The sequence below is a fragment of the Marinomonas sp. THO17 genome (genome assembly GCF_040436405.1).
Classification (GTDB): domain Bacteria; phylum Pseudomonadota; class Gammaproteobacteria; order Pseudomonadales; family Marinomonadaceae; genus Marinomonas.
In genome coordinates this window covers 1,464,127-1,481,957 of sequence record NZ_AP031575.1, presented here as the reverse complement: position 1 = coordinate 1,481,957, position 17,831 = coordinate 1,464,127, and the positions used below count along the sequence as shown (strand labels likewise).

The window sequence follows — 17,831 nt, the reverse complement described above, 5'->3', positions numbered from 1 at the left end:
TCCCATTTAGTGGTTTTCTCAAGAAGGCTGAAGGCTCTGCTTATAGGCTGTTGGTGTTAGCCCAGTTTCTCTTTTAAAGGCTTTATAGAAAGAAGACCGTGAGTTAAAGCCTACTTCGTATGCAATGTCTAAAACGGTTTTCTCTTCTTGTCCGATCAGTTTAAGAGCCTCTTTAATACGCAATGCATTGATAAAGTCGAAAAAGGTATCGCCAAGGCGACCATTTAAGGTCTGAGAAACGTAATTGGCAGGCTCTGCTACCGCTTTAGAAAGATCGGATAATGAAAGGTTAGGATTCAAATACAATTGCTGCTCTTGCATGACTTTATGAATGTTTTGTTCGATACGATCAATATGAGCTTCGGTGAGTGCGGATTTTTCATATTTAGCAGGACTTTTGATAGACGACATGCCTGCTGATTCTTCTGTTGCGTTAAGATCGGCAAATGCTGTTTCTTGCATAAAGCTGCCTTGCCGTAAACTCCAATGAGATAGGGTAAAAACAAAACATAGAACCAAGATGTCTACTAAATATTCAAATTGATCAATATAGTCAGTAAACATGCCTACCCAAGAAACCATTAGAGTGGTAATCATGAGTACACTCACCACGTAAATCCACATCAGTTCTCTGTCTTCAGTACTGGAAAAATAATGTTTAAGTTGCTGTTTATGGCGTACTAAATGACGTACAAACACAGTGAAATAACACAGACATTGTATCGCCCATAAAATCATCAAAAGATACAAAGACCATGCCGCGAACTCTAACAACCAAGTCACAGGACCCTCTGCATTTTCATCGAAGAGCATGGCCATCATATTAACAGGTAAAGACAAGAGTAAAGTGGCAACGCCCAAACCTATGATAAAAGGTATGAGATGATAGATGTCTTGTTTGCGCCATTCTATTAGAACTGGACTGGTAATGTTACGGATATAAAACCAAAGAAAAGGAAATAAGAGCAGCAAACAGATAAAACCAAATACAGTGCTGGTGTATTTAATCAGAAAACTCGATGCGTCGAATGGAAGTATGTCGATTGTGGTGGAAAGGCTATTAATGAAAATGGCTGTAAAGAACACAATTAATGGCGCATAAATGTGCAGAGGGTCTTTCTTAACGATTAATAAGCTGATGGTTAATAAGCATTGTCCTAATACCGCAGAAGCAAAAATGGCTTCAATCGTATCCACTGTATTCATATCCTATTCAATCCTGATGATGGGAATTGTCGCTCATTGAGGGAATGGTTTGTCTTTCCATGTCGGCTAAGACACTGAGTATTTTATAAAACTTTGCGATTTGTTTCACCTCTCACGACGAGACGACCTCAGTATGCTTGTTTATTAATCTGTTCATTATCGGATGAAATAACAGGAATCGAGACATGTTTCAGCACGCAGTGAATGCAATGATCGTTTTGGGGGCAGTGGCGACACCATATGCGCAAGCCAGTTTTCAAACTACGGGAGAAGCACAAGGTTGGTTGTTAGGTGGCTTCATCAATGCGGAGTCGATTGAATATCGACAAGCGGATGATTTTGACTTATCGCTGCAACCCTACATCGCTTACGAGTGGGAGCATCTACATCTGGGGATAGATGGCGTATTTTACGAATTTTACCAAGCGGGTAATTTGACCTTAACGCTAGATGCAAGCTCGAGCTCAGCGCCTTATGAAGCAAAAGATTCCAAGGCATTAACAGGGTTAAAACGATCTTCTACGATTGATTTAGGAGTATCGGCTAATTATGTATTGGCCAATCACTTGATGACACAATGGTATTGGCAGGGAGAATATGTGAGAGACATATCGGGGACTCATCATGGCGACTCTTTATCGACTGGGTTGGGCTTTCACAAAAACTATGCTCGATACATGATTGATGTCAGTTTTGGGATTAGTAAAGCTAGTTCAGAGTTAAATCAATACCTATATGGGATTGAAACGAAAGAAGTGCGAGAAGATCGTCCCGAATACAAAGCAAAATCCAGTTTCCAACCTTATATCGGGATCGACATGCATTATGAGTTGAGTGATAGTAGTGTGCTGGTGACACAATTGAGTTTGGAGTATCTCTCTGATGAAGTTAAAAACAGTCCCATTGTTGATAAAAGCATACAAACAAGCTTTCTGTTTGGTTGGATAAGATTTTTCTAAGTAAGGGTTTTCATCTAATTATTCTGATACAAACAGACGCCCTTTCTGACTTGGAAGTACGTCAATACTATGGATATATGCACTATGTGCCTATTGCAGAACGCCAATTCAAACTCAGGTTAGCCTTATTCCTGGATAGAAATTTCAAAATCGTTGGTTGGATCTTTTTCCGCGAATAATTCCATAACCAGTTGGCGTAACCAACAAAGCCCTGCATCCCTATGGTAGCGATGGTGCCAGTACATGGCGACGGGCACCTTGGTGAGAGAGAAAGGGGGGGTAAAGATGCGCAAACCAGAGGTGTTTTGCTGTGCCGCAACAGCAATTTTAGGCAGAGTGGCTACTAGATCGGTGCCCCGCACGATTTGCGGTAAATGCATAAAGTGTTTGGTGCGAAATACCACGTCTCTGACGCCAGCTTGCTTAATGATTTCCGCTTCGAAGATCTCTTGGCTATAGCCTTCCCCAGCAAGGCCTACATGCTTAGCTTGCCGAAACAGGTCTATGTTTAGCGTATCACGAATAAAGGGGTGAGAGTCACTTACAGCGCATACAAATGGGTGCTCAAACAGTTGGGTTCGATGAATATTAGGGTTATCTAGCCCAGCCATATTACCGATGGCGAGGTCTATTTCCCTATCTTCTAGAGCTTGAGGCAGCTGCACGGTTTTTGCGTATGCACACTCAATGGTGATTCCCGGTGCTTCTCGGCTTATCCAGCTCAGTAACTTCGGCATAAAAGCGACTTCGCCCACGTCGCCAGTGTTGATGATAAACCGGCGTTGGTCGATTTTGGGGTTAAAGTGGCTCTCTTGGATGATGTCGTTCTGCAGAATAGACAGCAGATTTCGTAAGGGCTCTTCCAACTCTAGCGCCTTGGCCGTGGGCAACATGCGGTTACCCGCACGCACAAACAGCTCATCATTGAGAGCCTCGCGAAGCTTTTTAAGAGAGTAGCTAACACTGGGTTGGCTGATGGAAAGCCTGGTTGCTGCCTGACTGACACTACCCTCTTTGAAAAGGGCGTCCAGTACCACCAATACCCCTAAATCAAGTCGTTTTAAGTTCATAATCCGCCATCAATATTAAATAACCAATATTTAAAACTATCAATATGGTAAATAGTGCCTCATTGATATACTGATTCCAAGTTCAAATTTTGGTCAATATTTAGCCGTTAGCGGCGCTTTGGCCATGTGTAAGTATTGCCAGCATAATAAGAATAGGTAGTCGCAATGAGTGTTTTTAAGCACCTTGAGCTTTTGCTTCATCTCTTTAATTGTCCAAAGCCGAATTCGGTCGCTTCACGTTTCTGTGAGGCTGGCACGCTGGTAATTCTCCCCATTTAAAAACAAAAACAATAACTGAAAGAGGTAGGTTTATCATGCAAGATACAAATCATGATAATGCAGAGGACCAAGTAACTCCTTGGGATTCAGCAGAGCGATTATTTCGCGTTGAAATGAACGTGACTGACTGTGAAGTAGAGGGTGAAATACCCTCAGATCTAGAAGGTTGTTTTCACCGTATTGGTCCAGATCCCCAATATCGCTTGCACCCGAATACTATTCCCTTCGACGGTGATGGCCACGCCAGTGTCTTTCGGATTAAAAATGGTCGAGTTAATTTTCGCAGCCGTTTTGTGCGTACGGACCGCTATCTCGCTCAAGAAAAAGCTGGGCGTATTTTGTTTCCGATTTACCGCAACCCTTACGAGGATGATCCAAGCGTTCTTGGCATGAGCCGAAGCACGGCCAACACTCATATTGTCCCTTACAAGAATATGATGTTAGCGCTTAAGGAGGATAGCCCACCGTCGGCGCTAGATCCATTTACGTTAGAAACTATTGACGCCAATTACAACTTTGACGGCCAGTTAAAAGGCCAGACTTTTACTGCGCACCCTAAGTTCGACTCCCATACTGGAAACCTTGTAGGTTTTGGTTACGAGGCTGATGGTCACGGCAGTGATGCGGTTCAAATTTACGAGTTCTCACGCTCCGGTCAACTGGTTTGGAACGTGAAGATCAATGTACCTTATGTGTCGCTGTTGCACGATTTTGCGGTAACTGAAAACTTCATCGCGTTTTTCCTTCAGCCAGTAATGTTCGATGAAGAACAAATGCGTAACGGTGGCGTGCATTGGGCGTGGGATAGTAGCCAACCCACTTATGTTGGTTGCATTCGTCGCGGTGGTGATGGCTCCGATTTGAAATGGGTTAAAGGCCCGACTCGTGGTATGTACCACATCATGGGTGCGTTCGACGACAAAGAGCGTGTCTACATCGATGCACCTGTATCCATGGGTAACCAGCTGCCATTTATGCCACAAAAAGGTGGTGAGTGGAACCTTAATGATTCCAAAACCATACTTACCCGTACCAGCATGGATATGTCTGGCCCGAGTCCAAAAAGTTTTGAAATGGAGACGCTTGCACAAGTGGGCGGCGAGCTACCGCGTCAAGATGATAGATACAACACTGTGCCTTATCGTTACGGCTTCCAGGCGAGTTCTGCACCAGATGCGGAGAACACTTGGCAGTTCACTCAATACCTGAGAATTGACCATCAAACTGGCAAGATCAATCGTTTCCAAGCAGACCCAGGTGTTGCCCTTTACGAATGCGTGTTCGCGCCGAAGAGTGCCCGCGCTGGAGAAGGTGAGGGTTACATCATTGGTGTTGGTGTCAACATGGCGAAAGGCGGCGAGACGGATTTGCTAATCTTGGACGCCGAGCGCTTAGAAGATGGCCCTATTGCTAAGGTTAAGCTCCCTTGTCAAATTCCAGCCCAGATTCACAGCTGGTGGACGCCCGAGTACAAGTTGCTTGCCAGCGAGTAAACGGGAATAGGCAACAGCCACGATAGCACCACAGGTGTTATCGTGGCGCTTTAGCTCAACATGGAGAAGAGCGAATCAATCTTGACTCCATATTTTGCTGAGCGGGTCAAAGACCTTTATCCAGAAGGCTTTGAATGAAACTCTGCTCCCATATGCTTTACGAATAATTCTATTCACCGTTTTGATCTGTTTTGGTCAATCCCTTCATAATACAGAAATACTAACAAGTTATTGTGGTCATTTGTGACATGTTAGAAAGCTGGCAACCATCTTAGTCGACATCTTGTGTGCAAAAATTTTAGTTGAAAAATGAAATGCTTAATCAAGCCATTTCGAATCAATTATTCTATTTTTTATTTTTTTTGCAATTTTTATTCTATTTGCTATGGCAATTTTTTCTTAGTTGGCTAAACTAGTTATTAACTTTTGGTGTGACTACCAGGGTTAACGGTGAATTCTTTTGCCGTCCAACTACTATCCTAAGAGGAGCTAGAGAATGAAAAAAATAATAAAAGGTCTATTGGCTACTTCAGCTGGGTTATGTTCCAGTATTGCTTTATCAGCCAACATCATTGTGGTTACACATGGACAAGCAAACGATCCGTTTTGGTCTGTGGTGAAAAACGGTGTGGAATTGGCTGCAGAACACACTGGTGCAGACGTTGATTATCGTGCCCCAGAGACTTTTGATATGGTCGCAATGGCACAGCTAATTGATGCAGCAGTGAACCAAGAGCCAGACGGTTTGGTGGTATCGATTCCTGACGCGGATGCATTAGGACCATCTATTCGTCGTGCGGTGAATGCAGGCATTCCTGTTATTTCTATTAACGCAGGTTCTGACGTGTCTAAAGCTCTTGGCGCCTTATTACACGTAGGTCAAGAAGAATACGACGCAGGTAAAGCTGCGGGCGAAAAGCTCAAAGCAATGGGCGGTAAAAAAGGTCTTTGTGTTAACCAAGAAGTGGGTAACGTATCTCTAGACCAACGCTGTGCGGGTTTCACAGAAGGTTTTGGTGGTAACGTTGGTATCCTACCTACAACCAATGATCCAGCAGAAATTGAATCTAAAGTTCGTGCGGCATTGGACTCTAATCCAGACGTAGACACTATTATGGCTCTGGGTGCTGCTACCGCTGGTGAGCCTACGGTTGCTGCGGTGAAATCTCTTGGCCTATCTGGCGATGTGAGAGTTGCTACATTTGACCTATCTGCAGACTTCTTAAAAGCCATTGTTGACGGTGATGCATCCTTTGCTATCGACCAACAGCAATTCTTGCAAGGTTACATGTCTGTTAATTTCTTAGCACTTAATGCTGCTTACGGTTTGATTCCAGGTGGTAACGTACCTTCTGGTCCAAACTTGATTACAGCGGAAAAAGCTGCACAAGTAATTGACCTATCTGCGAAAGGTATTCGCTAATACTTCTATAAACTAGGAAGGCTTTATGGCCTTCCTATTTCACACCTTAATGTATTCCGTTTCAGTTTTACTGAATGCGTTCCGGAGGATTTATGTCACTAGAGAATGACTCGACAGTTGATGAACGATTAAAGGAAGAAAGCCGCGTAGCTCGTCTAATGAAACGACCAGAGCTTGGAGCCGTGGCAGGAGCTTTACTTGTTGCAATCTTTTTTATGTTTACCGCTGATGGCTCAATGTTTACCTTATCTGGAATCATGAACATCCTATCGCCAGCAGCACAATTAGGTATTTTGGCAATTGCTGCAGCATTATTGATGATAGGTGGTGAGTTTGACCTTTCTATCGGCTCTATGGTGGCATTTGCGGGTTTAGTATTTGGCTTTTGTGTTGTCAATGTTGATCTTCCTTTGATCCTAGCCATCCCTGTTACTTTGGCTTTCTGTGCTGGTGTAGGCGCAATAAATGGACAAATTGTTCTCAGAACTGGCTTACCATCTTTTATCGTGACACTGGCATTTTTATTTATCTTACGTGGCTTGTCATTAGTTGGCTTAAAGGCAGCGACTGGTGGTTCAACTCAGCTGCGTGGTGTACGAGATGCCGTTGCAGGTGATCCGTTGGTGCCTTTCTTTAGTGGCGATGCTTTCCAAGGTTTCTTTCAATGGGCCGCTTCAATGGGATGGATTGACTCCTTCCGTAGTGGGTTGCCAAAGGTACCAGGTATCCCTGTAGAAATCATTTGGTTCTTGGTCTTGGCCGGAGTCGCAACCTATGTATTGTTGAAAACACCTGCTGGTAACTGGATTTTTGCTGCGGGTGGGGATAAAACTGCTGCATCTAATTCTGGTGTTCCAGTACGTAAAGTGAAAATTGCTTTGTTTATGTTAACGGCTTCGTGTGCGGCTCTGCTGGCGATCACGCAAGTTCTGGATGCCGGCAGTACTGATGCTCGTCGTGGTTTTATGAAGGAATTTGAAGCCATTATCGCGGCGGTAATAGGTGGCTGTTTGCTTACTGGTGGTTATGGTTCTGCGATTGGCGCTTTCTTCGGATCTATCATCTTCGGTATGGTGGTTATCGGTCTGACCTACACTAATATCGATCAGGATTGGTTCCAAGTTTTCCTCGGGTCAATGTTGTTGTTGGCAGTTATTTTTAATAACGCTATTCGTAAACGTGTGACAGGGGAGCGCTAATATGTCTGAATCAATTCTTCATATGGATAATATTGAAAAGCACTTTGGTAATGTCATCGCGTTGAATGGCGTGAGTTTTGATGTACGACCTGGTGAGTGTCATTGTTTATTGGGTGATAACGGCGCGGGTAAATCTACTTTTATCAAAACCATGTCTGGTGTATATCGCCCAAGCCAAGGACAAATTTTCATGGGTGGAAAACCCGTAGAGTTTGGTAGTCCTCGTGATGCTATGGCGGCTGGTATCGCTTGTGTATACCAAGATTTGGCCATGATTCCGCTTATGTCGGTAGCGCGTAATTTCTTTATGGGACGTGAGCCAACCAAAGGTCAGTTCCTATGGAAACGTTATGATACCGAGTTGGCTGATGAAATCACCATGACGGAAATGAAAAAAATGGGCATTAACTTGCGCAGTGCTGATCAGGCAGTGGGCACCTTGTCTGGCGGTGAGCGCCAAACAGTTGCCATTGCTCGTGCTGTGTATTTCGGTGCTAAAGTGTTGATTCTAGATGAACCAACTTCTGCATTGGGGGTACGTCAAACCTCAAATGTATTAGCAACCATAGACAAGGTGCGCAAGCAGGGCGTGGGTGTGGTATTCATTAGCCACAACGTTCGACATGCATTGGCTGTAGGGGATCGTTTTACCGTCTTGAATCGAGGTAAAACTTTAGGTACAGCTGCAAGAGGTGAAATCACTTCTGAGGAACTTCAAGATTTGATGGCTGGTGGTCAAGAGCTGGCTCAGTTAGAAGGGTCTTTAGAAGGCACCATTTAATACTATTGTGATTCAGTAGGCTTTATATTGATTGAAAAGGGGCATTTTTGCCCCTTTTTTTGTATTAATTTTGTTTCAACAAAGACAGTAACTTATCAGCCTCTGCTTGAGTAATGGCATGGCCTAATTGGGGAATAGTGTGTAATTCGGTATCTGCCCCTAAAGCAACCAGTGCATGATAGGCATTTTTCGCAAATTCTATATTAATAATTTCGTCATTTTCACCGTGGAAAAAGATAATTTGAGTCTCCTTAGGAGCAATTTGCGGTAATGTGGCAAAGCGTCCAGATAACGAAATAATCCTTGAGGCCAGACTAGATGAGGAAAGCTGACTTGAGGACAATGACATAATGGCGCCTTGGGAAAAGCCAATTAAACAAGTGTTCTGATAGGAAGCCTGAAATTCAGCTTGCCAAGATTGTACGCATTCAACAAAGCTTGGTAGTGCTTTTTCGATCCGTGAAAGGCGATTTTTTTCTGTGACACCCTTTATAGAAAACCATTGAAAACCTTGTCCAAGGTCGGACACTTCGGGGGCCTCTACTGATACAACTGCAGCATTAGGATGATCTAACGCAATGAGCTTACCTAGTGGTTCAAGACTTTGTGGCGTTGCACCGACTCCGTGGAATAGTAAAAATAAATGAGTGGGTGAGGATGAAGTGTGAATAACAATAGAGGGCATGATTCATTGTCCTATTTATATGAAACTTGCCCAACTCTAAAAGTTATAAAGTAGTAAATAAATAGCTTTTTTTGAAAGTCATTATTTCCATTAAAGAAATGCTTAAGTTTACAAATTTGTAAACTTGCAGAATAAAAATGGTGAGGTTTCATGGGTAAGCTCTGCAATGTCGACACTGACATTAAATTGTAGGAGATACCAATGAAACACGCTTTATTGACGCTATTCGCACTCTTGGCCTTTTCAAATATGGCAATTGCTGCACAAGGTTCCGATGTAGAAAGTATCAAACATGAGGAAATTGAGCTGCTTGAGCCAAAATTATCTATGATAGAGGCGATTAAAAAAGCGCAAGGTGAAGAAAAAGGCAGAGTCACGGTGGCAAGTTTGGATTATGATCTGGAGCACCCCGTTTTTATTGTAAGTTTGAGCAGTGAGCTAGGGGTATCAACTTTAGTGATTGATGGTCTGAATGGTGAATTGTTGGCCAGTAATCGTGTAAAAGTCATGGATGAGACTTGGATGGACTTTATTCTTACTCTGATGCAAAGTGAGAACGAAGTGATTGATTTTATGGAAGAAGATGCTTTGTTTTAGCAGAGTCTTTTGCTTAATTAAATCTATTGATATATGCAGAAGTTATGAATATACCTATTGTTACAGTCGTGTAACTGGTTTTGCTCATAACTTCTTTTTGTTTGGAATTGTTTTGTTAGAAGCTTATTTCTTTCCTTGAGATTGAAAGGGTTCGTTTTTGAAACTACATTCGTTTTATTGACTTTGGTGATAAGAGCGAAGAATGAATGGTTTTTCTTTTTTTATGGTAATTCAATGCAATTATTAGTACTCGAAGACGATAAAGAAATACGAGATTGGTTATTAACAAGTTTGACCTCGGCTGGTCATCTTGTAGATGGCTTTGCTAAAGGAAAAGAAGCTTTAATTGCGGCGACAACACGAGAGTATCAAGTTTTAATTTTGGATTGGATGATACCGGATCTAGATGGACTGAGTGTATTGAAGGCATTGCGTAGTGCGAAAGTGAAGACGCCCGCAATCATGTTAACGGCTCTTGCTGATATCGAGGATAAAGTCGCAGGTTTAAACGCTGGAGCCGATGATTATCTTGCTAAGCCGTTTGCTTTGTCTGAGTTGTTGGCTCGTGTTAATGCCTTAGGACGAAGAGTGTTCGTTGAGTCTGATGATGTTTCTCAGGCGATGGTTTTACGACACAAAGACATTGAGCTGGATTTATTGTCTTTTCAATGCCAAAGAGCGCAGCAAAAGATTTTGCTTAATACGAAAGAGGTTCGTTTGTTAGAAGTCTTTATGCGCAATCCAGGTCGTGTAATGACAAAGTCTATGTTGTTGGAGCGAGTATGGAATATCGACTTTAATCCCTCTAGTAGTATTGTTGAAACCCATGTGAGTCGTTTAAGGGCGAAAATTGATAAACCTTTTTCAACCTCCTTGATTGAAACTGTGCGTGGAGCAGGGTATGTATTTGGTTAAGGCACTATTTCGGATGAGTGGTGTGCGTTATGCCTTGCTACAATCCGTTTTTTTTATCGTCGTTTTAATACTTGCAAGCTGGTTTCTTCAACAACAAATCACCTCTCAAACTCGTCAAGACATAGATGAAGAACTGGAATTCTATGCTCAAGATTTGAAAGAATCTTTTACCCTCTCAAATGGAATGCCTAATTGGTATGCTCAAGATGAACAAATACCCATAGAGAATCGATTTGATGCTTTTCGCTCCTACCAATCTAAAGTGTACGGGACAGTAAAATCTGCAGTCTTTAATCAAACCGGCTTTTTTACAATGAACGATGAGGCGTTGTTTGATGCACGATATTTAAGGTGGTTAAAGAGTGGTACAGAACAGGGCTTAAATAGTATGTTGGTCCTACAGCATGAGGCTACGAAAGAGGATTATCAGCATCTGAACAGGTGGCGTGTTTATGTGACGGATGTGGTCGGTGGAAAAATTGCCGTTTATATGCCCATTGACGAAGCGGAAGATGTGCTCGATTTGATTCCAGTCATTGTTTGGCCAATTGGTGTTTTGTTGATCCTTGTTTCTATTATAGGGGGGTGTTTATTCGGTGCCTTCCAGCAAAGACGCTTAACTAAGATTTCACAAGGATTAAGTAAGATAGCACAAGGGAATTTAGCGATCCGGCTTGCTCCAGAAAAATGCCAAGATGATCTTGATGATCTAATGGCAAGTATTGATAGTACGACGGAAAAGCTTGATCAATCCATTCAGCATATTAAACATCATGCCCAACATTTTGCTCACGAACTGCGAACTCCATTGACGCATTTAAAAAATGAACTTGAAATGCTGAGTCCTACCCTTGATTTAGATCGAGTTTCCAAAAAAGTGGATGATATCATTGAAATATTTAATGTTATTCAAAGGATTAGTCGATTAACGAATCGGCAAATTGCTCCGGCAGATGAATTCATAGCTTTAAATAATGTCATCGAGTCAGTTGCAGACTTGTATCAGGAAACATTAGAGGAAGAAGGTAAGCTTTTGCATGTACAATTATTTTCGCATGTAACGATTCGAGCAGATCGTCAAATGCTTATACAAGCCGTGAGTAATTTGCTAGAGAATGCAAATCGTTATGCTGGTGATGAAGCAGAAATTTGGTTAACAGCAGAAGATAATGAAATCAGGGTAGAGGATAACGGTTCAGGAATTCCTCTTGATTTACTTGATAAAGTACAACTGCCTTTGTTTCGAAGAAGTCACAATAGCCAAGGTCAAGGGTTAGGTTTGGCTTTGGTAAAAGCGATTACGGAATTTCATCGTGCTGATTTGATTTTGCAAGAAAGTCAATATGGTGGACTGTGTGTACGTATTCTATTTAAGGAAGGTGTGAATAAATCTTCTGAACATCAGTCTTAGCAGAGAAACGGCCTATCAAGGCAAGAGTGAGCAGGAATGTTAATACCTTTCAATCACTCTTAACAAAGAGAGGGCGTTTCTCTGAAAGACCCGAAGGAGACCTAGATGGATGTAGGGCATTAGGGCAGCGCAGGAGCTTGCTGCCGAGCGTGGTTTAAGCTCTTTTTATTCTTTGTTAAGCTTCTTGCCAATAGGCTTATATTGGACGGCGAAACTTGCCAGTGGACTTGTTCGTACCTTCCTTAGTCAAAAAGAATAATAGAAACTTGTCTTGATACGGAAATTAGATGATTTGTTCTAAGCCTTTACACTTGATGGAAGAGGAACTTTAGTCGGCATTTATGATGATTCATTTTGGTAGAAGCAAATTTGGTTTCGACCTTTTTTCTTGGCTTTATATAGAGCTTGGTCTGCTGTTGAATAAAGGCTATCAGAGGTTAATTCTACTTGCATCGCAGCGTAAGCAATGCCAATTGAAACAGTGATATAAGAAGATACTTTACTGGTTGAATGGGTGATTTTTAAGTCTTCAATGGAGGCTCGAATGGTCTCGGCGAAGTCTTTAGCGTATCGATAATCTTGGAAATAACAAAGACAGGCAAACTCCTCACCACCTACTCGATAAAACTCCACTTTAGGGAACTGCTTTTTTAGTGCCGTAAGATGTTGTGCAATGGCTTGTAAAGCTTTGTCTCCTGCAATGTGACCAAGTTGGTCGTTAAACAGTTTAAAGTAATCAATATCGAATACCATAAGAGCAAAGTTGGTCTGTTGTGCATGGTAATTATTAACCGCTAGACTCATGTGATCATTAAACTGTCGGCGATTAAATAAACCCGTTAATGGGTCTTCAATAGACAGTTTATTGAGATTTGTTTTTTGTTTAAAGATAAGCGTTAGTGCATAAGACAAGACGGCTAATAGTAAGATAAAAATGACAATGAGTGTATTGATTGCTTGGTTAATCCGGGACAGCTTACTGACATAGCGGTCAGTATGTAGGCGAATATAATCACTACCATGACTGTACATGGCAGCACTGTTGATTTTGATTTGCATAATCAAAATATTTAACTGATTTAGCTGATCTTTATCATGCAAGTTAGCTGTCTGTATGTTTACTTTAAGCTGATTAATCTTGTCTTCAAAGCGATTGAGTTCTTCTTTCAATGAGGTTTTATCCAGATCAGATTGCAGCTTATTCCAAACCACTCGAATATTATCTAAACGATATTTTAATTGTTCGATACGATTGAGTAATGCTGACTTCGAATTTTTTATATCGTATTGCTGAGTCAGCTTTATTTCTTGTTCAATGAGGGCGACTTGTAAATTGGATTGCTGTAATTGATAGCGTATTTCATGTGGGGTGATACCAATGTGTCGATGAATGTCTTTAATGTCCTGTTGAAAACGCCACAGAAAAACCGCCAACATCACCAAAGCAATAAATATAAAAGGAATGATAAGGAGCTTGATTGGTTGTGGCTTGAACGAAATCACTTATTTAACCTTTGTAATACGGGTCAGACTCCAGATCCAAAGATCGCCTTCGTTTGCGCTTAACTTGAGTGTATCTTCTCGGCTTGGCCAGACCAGCCAAAATGGGCCTTTATCATTGATTTTTAGAGGTTTACCGTTTAAAGCGAGTGCTAAAATGGCATCTTCCTGATCAGGAGCATGGCGAGGCATAATTACTGCGTAATCGTCTGTCGCTTCTAAGTAGACTTGTTCAAAATCAGCAATACCAGCATCCTCTAAAAGGTCTTGTAATTTCGGTCCGATAAAGTCGCCAGAGGCACGCCAGATGGTAGAGAATTGAGCATGATACAGAGGAAATTCTAATAGATCTTCATACTGATAACCCTTGCCCTGAATTTCTATTACGTAATCCTGTGGCGAATCAGGCAAAGGCAATGATTGTTGATAAAGAGAAAGTGTTGTGCTGAATACGCTACTACTGAAAACGCAGACTAGGAAATAAATTACGGTTTTCATCGTGATACATTCTATTCATAAAAAATCATCCTATCTCAGATTCATACAATAATGAACCTAACTATGTCAAAAAGCCGCATTTATAAGCAAAAAAAGAACTTTTCACACTTTTTAGCTCGATTTACTGGCTCTTTTGTCAGCTTTTAAAAAATCGGTAATCCATGCCATTAGGTGCTCGCTGTCTAGTGTGTAGTTTGCAATGCTTTGGTGAGCTTTCGAGACGACTTCTGCTGAAAGAGTAATACCATCATAGAGTTTCACCAGTTCGGTTTCGTATGCTTTGGAAAATTCAGGGTGTGCTTGGAAGGTCAGTATTTGGTCTTGAAAAATCAGGCCAGCATGCTGGCAAAACTCTGAACTGAGAAAGGTTTGCATTTTGTTGGGTTTTTCTACTACCTGATCTTGATGAAAGGCGCAAATCGCAACCTCTTTGGCTGATAAATTGTGAGGAAGACTAACATGCTCTGAAAGTTGATAATGGTGTATCCCAACACCCCATCCCGCAGAATATTTTTCAACCTTTCCACCGAGTGCGCGTGCTATGACTTGGTGTCCGAAGCAAATCCCAACCAGAGTTTGTCCATGTTGGTCTATGTCGCGAATAAGATCACATAAATTGAGGATCCATTCTTCATCTGAGTAGGCATCCGCTCTTGAGCCAGTGATTAACCAAGCATCACAGACTTGGCAATCTTTTGGAAACTCATTTAAACGGACATCAAAAACCTCAAACTCAAGCTGAGGATCAATGTCACTAATTTGTTCGATAAACATCTGCGCATAAGCAGGATAACGATCTTGTAAACTTTCTGGTGTATTGCCAGCGGCTAAAATGCCAATTTTCATGTTTGATAACATCCTCAAAACATATTTTAAGATGGTGGGTGTAAACGATTTTGGCGACGCATGATAAAGATAGCGGTAATGACGGCCACACTAACAATCAAAATCATCAGACTGGCCAAGGCATTTATCTCAGGTGTTACACCAAGTCTCACTTTAGAGAAAATGACCATAGGCAAGGTGCTGTTGCCTGGGCCGGAAACAAAGCTCGCAATGACGAGATCGTCCAATGATAAAGTGAAGGCCAATAACCAGCCAGATATAATCGCAGGAGCAATTAAAGGCAAGGTAATCAGAAAAAACAAGCTTGTTGGCTTGGCCCCCAAATCCATAGCCGCTTCCTCTAGGCTTCTGTCCAAAGAGGTTAAGCGCGATTGTACCACCACAGCAACATAGGCCATACAAAATGTGGTATGTGCGATCACTATGGTGGTAGTGCCACGCCCTGAAGGCCAACCAAAAAGGCTTTCCATGGCGACAAATAATAAGAGTAAAGATAACCCGGTAATGACTTCAGGCATCACCAAAGGGGCAGTTATCCAACCTGCAAGCAGGGTTTTTCCGCGAAAAGGACGGAAACGACTGAGTACAAAACCTGCCAGAGTGCCTAACACAGATGCTAAGGTGGCGCTGATCATAGCTATTTTTAAACTCACCCATGCGGCTTTCATTATTTGCTCGTTTTGGAACAAGGCGCTATACCATTGCAGTGACCAACCTCCCCAAACGGTCACCAGTTTAGAGGCGTTAAAACTGTATATGATTAAGGCAATGATGGGCGCATAAAGAAACACAAAGCCCAGCCCTGCAGTAATGGTTAAGGTGGTGGATTGCTTTTTCACTAGAGTGCCTCCTTGTTACCATTACGCATAAACATAATGGGGCCAACTAAGACAATTAACATGAAAATGGCTACTGCTGAGGCTAATGGCCAGTCACGATTCAAGAAGAATTCATCCCATAACACGCGACCAATCATCAAGGTTTCTGAGCTGCCTAATAGGGCAGGTATCACGTATTCTCCTACCGCTGGAATAAAGACCAATAAACATCCGGCGATGATGCCGGGTTTTGCCAAAGGCACAGTAATCATACAAAATGCCTGGTAAGGTTTTGCTCCCAAATCTTGTGCTGCTTCAATTAGGCTCATGTCCATTTTTTCTAAATTGGCATAAAGCGGCAGAATCATAAAGGGTAAGTAGGTATAAACTATGCCAAGGTAGACGGCGAAATCGGTTTGCAATATCTGCAGTGGTTGGTCAATGATGCCCAACATCATTAGCACATCGTTGATAGGGCCATTTTTCTTCAACAGTGCCATCCAAGCATATACGCGGAGTAAGAAAGAGGTCCAAAAAGGCAATATCACCAAGGCCAGTAACAAGGTACGTAGCGTTGGTCCACTGCGAGCGATGAGATAGGCAATAGGAAAGCCGATCAGCAAAGCAAAAAAGGTTGAGATGGCTGCAATTTTGATCGAGCTTAAATAAGCATCTAAATAAAAGCGTGACTCGAATAAAAAGAGATAATTGCCTAAGGTTATCTTGAGTGTGGCATAAGCATTATCAGGGTCCCATTCGATTAATGGTGAGTAAGGTGGGACAGCGATCATGGCTTCAGCAAAGGAAATTTTAAATACCACCAGAAAGGGGATAAAGAAAAATGCCGCTAGCCATAACATGGGGATTGATATAACCAGCCAGCGCCCGAGGGTTATCTTTTTAGCCTTATTTTGAAGTCGTAATAAGATGAGGTTGACCAAGTTATTTTTAATCATGATGTCAATACCACGCTGCTGTCAGCGTCCCAATCCAGATAAACCTTCTCGTCCCAGGTTAATCTGTCACTGGTATCACGAACGCTATTAGGCTGAGTAATGCGAACCTCTTTGCCGGATGTTAAGCGCACTTTATAGACGGATTGACTGCCCATATAAGCCATATCCGTAATCATGCCTACGGCGGTATTTATGGTACTTTCCAGTGGTGTACGGCTAAGGCGTATTTTTTCTGGGCGAATGGCAATGCTAACACCTTGATTAGGCGCGCAACTGATACCATGGTTAACTTGTATGAGATTTTGCGTGTCTTTGCATTGGATCACCACACTGTCTCGTTCGTCCTCAATAACCACGCCATCAAACAGGTTTACATTACCAATAAATTGCGCCACAAAGCGGTTACTTGGGTATTCATAAACGTCTTGAGGCTCCGCTGTTTGAATAATTTGTCCATGATTCATGACTCCAATACGGGTGGCCAATGTCATAGCTTCTTCTTGATCGTGAGTCACCACCACAAAAGTAATACCAAGTTCCTCTTGGATACGAATCAATTCAAACTGAGTTTCTTCTCTGAGTTTTTTATCAAGGGCACCGAGCGGTTCATCTAAAAGCAATAGTTTAGGTTCTTTTACTAACGCCCTAGCTAAGGCAACTCGCTGTCTTTGCCCACCAGAAAGCATGTGTGGTTTACGCTTGGCTAAATGGCCTAGTTGCACCATGTCGAGCATGTCATTAACTCGGCGTTGAATCTCATTTTTGCCAAGATGCTCGCGCTTTAAACCAAAAGCCACGTTCGCCTCAACGTTAAGATGAGGGAACAGAGCGTAAGATTGAAACATCATATTTACTGGTCTTTCCCATGGTGGGATATTTGACATATCCACTCCATCAATAAGTATGCGTCCAGCGCTGGGTGCTTCAAAACCTGCTAACATCCTTAGCAAGGTACTTTTGCCTGAGCCAGAACCGCCGAGTAAACAAAAAAGCTCATTTTGGTATATGTCTAGTGACACATTATTGACGGCGGTAAAGTCACCAAATCGTTTGTTAATGTTTTCGATTTTTAGAAAAGGCACACTGTCTGGTTGGCGCCAGCTAGGTAAAGAAGAAGTCTGGTTTGATGAAAATGTGGACATAACTCACCTATTTGAAAAACTACAATAAAGCCAATGCAAAAACTTTGCCTAAG

The 17,831-nt window shown here is 42.2% G+C and carries 17 protein-coding genes; 8 read left to right on the top strand and 9 right to left on the bottom strand.

Going from position 1 to position 17,831, the window contains the following annotated elements; translation table 11 throughout:
• Positions 1-18: 18 nt before the first annotated feature.
• Positions 19-1,206, bottom strand: coding sequence for an AraC family transcriptional regulator (locus ABXS85_RS06995; protein ID WP_353669321.1), 1,188 nt, complete (start codon positions 1,204-1,206; stop codon positions 19-21).
• A 185-nt stretch (positions 1,207-1,391) separates the two neighbouring features.
• Between ABXS85_RS06995 and ABXS85_RS06990 the strand changes: the two genes are divergently transcribed.
• On the top strand, positions 1,392-2,165 hold the full coding sequence (locus ABXS85_RS06990) for a MipA/OmpV family protein (RefSeq protein WP_353669320.1): 774 nt from the start codon (positions 1,392-1,394) through the stop codon (positions 2,163-2,165).
• Positions 2,166-2,290: 125 nt separating this feature from the next.
• Here ABXS85_RS06990 and ABXS85_RS06985 read toward each other — a convergent pair whose 3' ends face one another.
• Positions 2,291-3,235 carry a LysR family transcriptional regulator gene (locus ABXS85_RS06985; RefSeq protein WP_353669319.1) on the bottom strand — a complete coding sequence of 315 codons (945 nt, stop codon included), beginning with the start codon at positions 3,233-3,235 and terminating at the stop codon, positions 2,291-2,293.
• 314 nt (positions 3,236-3,549) lie between these two features.
• Between ABXS85_RS06985 and ABXS85_RS06980 the strand changes: the two genes are divergently transcribed.
• The 4 genes from ABXS85_RS06980 (at position 3,550) to ABXS85_RS06965 (ending at position 8,410) form a co-directional block, all read left to right on the top strand.
• Positions 3,550-5,007, top strand: a complete 1,458-nt coding sequence (locus ABXS85_RS06980) for a carotenoid oxygenase family protein (RefSeq protein WP_353669318.1) — start codon at positions 3,550-3,552, stop codon at positions 5,005-5,007.
• Positions 5,008-5,503: 496 nt separating this feature from the next.
• Entirely contained in the window at positions 5,504-6,430 is a 927-nt protein-coding gene (locus ABXS85_RS06975; RefSeq protein WP_353669317.1) for a sugar ABC transporter substrate-binding protein, read from the top strand.
• A gap of 92 nt (positions 6,431-6,522) precedes the next feature.
• On the top strand, positions 6,523-7,629 hold the full coding sequence (locus ABXS85_RS06970) for an ABC transporter permease (RefSeq protein WP_353669316.1): 1,107 nt from the start codon (positions 6,523-6,525) through the stop codon (positions 7,627-7,629).
• 1 nt (position 7,630) lies between these two features.
• On the top strand, positions 7,631-8,410 hold the full coding sequence (locus ABXS85_RS06965; RefSeq protein ID WP_353669315.1) for an ATP-binding cassette domain-containing protein: 780 nt from the start codon (positions 7,631-7,633) through the stop codon (positions 8,408-8,410).
• Positions 8,411-8,474: 64 nt separating this feature from the next.
• Here ABXS85_RS06965 and ypfH read toward each other — a convergent pair whose 3' ends face one another.
• Positions 8,475-9,095, bottom strand: a complete 621-nt coding sequence (gene ypfH / locus ABXS85_RS06960; protein ID WP_353669314.1) for an esterase — start codon at positions 9,093-9,095, stop codon at positions 8,475-8,477.
• A gap of 201 nt (positions 9,096-9,296) precedes the next feature.
• On the opposite strand from ypfH, the gene ABXS85_RS06955 reads away from it, so the two are divergent.
• The 3 genes from ABXS85_RS06955 to ABXS85_RS06945 all read left to right on the top strand — a co-directional run bounded on the left by ABXS85_RS06955 (position 9,297) and on the right by ABXS85_RS06945 (position 12,018).
• Positions 9,297-9,692, top strand: coding sequence for a PepSY domain-containing protein (locus ABXS85_RS06955; protein WP_353669313.1), 396 nt, complete (start codon positions 9,297-9,299; stop codon positions 9,690-9,692).
• 234 nt (positions 9,693-9,926) lie between these two features.
• A complete protein-coding gene (locus ABXS85_RS06950; RefSeq protein WP_353669312.1) occupies positions 9,927-10,607 on the top strand; it encodes a response regulator transcription factor in 681 nt (226 codons plus the stop codon).
• Complete coding sequence (locus ABXS85_RS06945; RefSeq protein ID WP_353669311.1) at positions 10,594-12,018, top strand: HAMP domain-containing sensor histidine kinase; 1,425 nt, start codon at positions 10,594-10,596, stop codon at positions 12,016-12,018. The genes ABXS85_RS06950 and ABXS85_RS06945 overlap by 14 nt, the downstream gene beginning before the upstream one ends.
• A 339-nt stretch (positions 12,019-12,357) precedes the next feature.
• Here ABXS85_RS06945 and ABXS85_RS06940 read toward each other — a convergent pair whose 3' ends face one another.
• The 6 genes from ABXS85_RS06940 to ABXS85_RS06915 all read right to left on the bottom strand — a co-directional run bounded on the left by ABXS85_RS06940 (position 12,358) and on the right by ABXS85_RS06915 (position 17,778).
• On the bottom strand, positions 12,358-13,521 hold the full coding sequence (locus ABXS85_RS06940) for a diguanylate cyclase (protein ID WP_353669310.1): 1,164 nt from the start codon (positions 13,519-13,521) through the stop codon (positions 12,358-12,360).
• Positions 13,522-14,016 (bottom strand): molybdopterin-dependent oxidoreductase, encoded by a 495-nt coding sequence (locus ABXS85_RS06935; RefSeq protein ID WP_353669309.1) that lies wholly within the window; start codon positions 14,014-14,016, stop codon positions 13,522-13,524.
• Positions 14,017-14,127: 111 nt separating this feature from the next.
• Positions 14,128-14,862, bottom strand: coding sequence for a glutamine amidotransferase (locus tag ABXS85_RS06930; RefSeq protein ID WP_353669308.1), 735 nt, complete (start codon positions 14,860-14,862; stop codon positions 14,128-14,130).
• 26 nt (positions 14,863-14,888) lie between these two features.
• On the bottom strand, positions 14,889-15,701 hold the full coding sequence (locus ABXS85_RS06925; protein WP_353669307.1) for an ABC transporter permease subunit: 813 nt from the start codon (positions 15,699-15,701) through the stop codon (positions 14,889-14,891).
• Positions 15,701-16,636, bottom strand: a complete 936-nt coding sequence (locus ABXS85_RS06920) for an ABC transporter permease subunit (RefSeq protein WP_353669306.1) — start codon at positions 16,634-16,636, stop codon at positions 15,701-15,703. Before ABXS85_RS06920 ends, ABXS85_RS06925 begins: the two co-directional genes overlap by 1 nt.
• Entirely contained in the window at positions 16,633-17,778 is a 1,146-nt protein-coding gene (locus tag ABXS85_RS06915; protein WP_353669305.1) for an ABC transporter ATP-binding protein, read from the bottom strand. The genes ABXS85_RS06920 and ABXS85_RS06915 overlap by 4 nt, the downstream gene beginning before the upstream one ends.
• Between the last annotated feature and the right edge of the window lie 53 nt (positions 17,779-17,831).

What these genes read in the sequence shown, in the direction of transcription:
- ABXS85_RS06920 (WP_353669306.1), bottom strand. Translation starts at nt 16,636, where the DNA reads ATGATTAAAAATAACTTGGTCAACCTCATCTTATTACGACTTCAAAAT.
- ypfH (WP_353669314.1), bottom strand. Translation starts at nt 9,095, where the DNA reads ATGCCCTCTATTGTTATTCACACTTCATCCTCACCCACTCATTTATTT.
- ABXS85_RS06945 (WP_353669311.1), top strand. Translation starts at nt 10,594, where the DNA reads ATGTATTTGGTTAAGGCACTATTTCGGATGAGTGGTGTGCGTTATGCC.
- ABXS85_RS06965 (WP_353669315.1), top strand. Translation starts at nt 7,631, where the DNA reads ATGTCTGAATCAATTCTTCATATGGATAATATTGAAAAGCACTTTGGT.
- ABXS85_RS06985 (WP_353669319.1), bottom strand. Translation starts at nt 3,235, where the DNA reads ATGAACTTAAAACGACTTGATTTAGGGGTATTGGTGGTACTGGACGCC.
- ABXS85_RS06970 (WP_353669316.1), top strand. Translation starts at nt 6,523, where the DNA reads ATGTCACTAGAGAATGACTCGACAGTTGATGAACGATTAAAGGAAGAA.
- ABXS85_RS06980 (WP_353669318.1), top strand. Translation starts at nt 3,550, where the DNA reads ATGCAAGATACAAATCATGATAATGCAGAGGACCAAGTAACTCCTTGG.
- ABXS85_RS06990 (WP_353669320.1), top strand. Translation starts at nt 1,392, where the DNA reads ATGTTTCAGCACGCAGTGAATGCAATGATCGTTTTGGGGGCAGTGGCG.
- ABXS85_RS06995 (WP_353669321.1), bottom strand. Translation starts at nt 1,206, where the DNA reads ATGAATACAGTGGATACGATTGAAGCCATTTTTGCTTCTGCGGTATTA.
- ABXS85_RS06950 (WP_353669312.1), top strand. Translation starts at nt 9,927, where the DNA reads ATGCAATTATTAGTACTCGAAGACGATAAAGAAATACGAGATTGGTTA.
- ABXS85_RS06915 (WP_353669305.1), bottom strand. Translation starts at nt 17,778, where the DNA reads ATGTCCACATTTTCATCAAACCAGACTTCTTCTTTACCTAGCTGGCGC.
- ABXS85_RS06955 (WP_353669313.1), top strand. Translation starts at nt 9,297, where the DNA reads ATGAAACACGCTTTATTGACGCTATTCGCACTCTTGGCCTTTTCAAAT.
- ABXS85_RS06935 (WP_353669309.1), bottom strand. Translation starts at nt 14,016, where the DNA reads ATGAAAACCGTAATTTATTTCCTAGTCTGCGTTTTCAGTAGTAGCGTA.
- ABXS85_RS06975 (WP_353669317.1), top strand. Translation starts at nt 5,504, where the DNA reads ATGAAAAAAATAATAAAAGGTCTATTGGCTACTTCAGCTGGGTTATGT.
- ABXS85_RS06930 (WP_353669308.1), bottom strand. Translation starts at nt 14,862, where the DNA reads ATGAAAATTGGCATTTTAGCCGCTGGCAATACACCAGAAAGTTTACAA.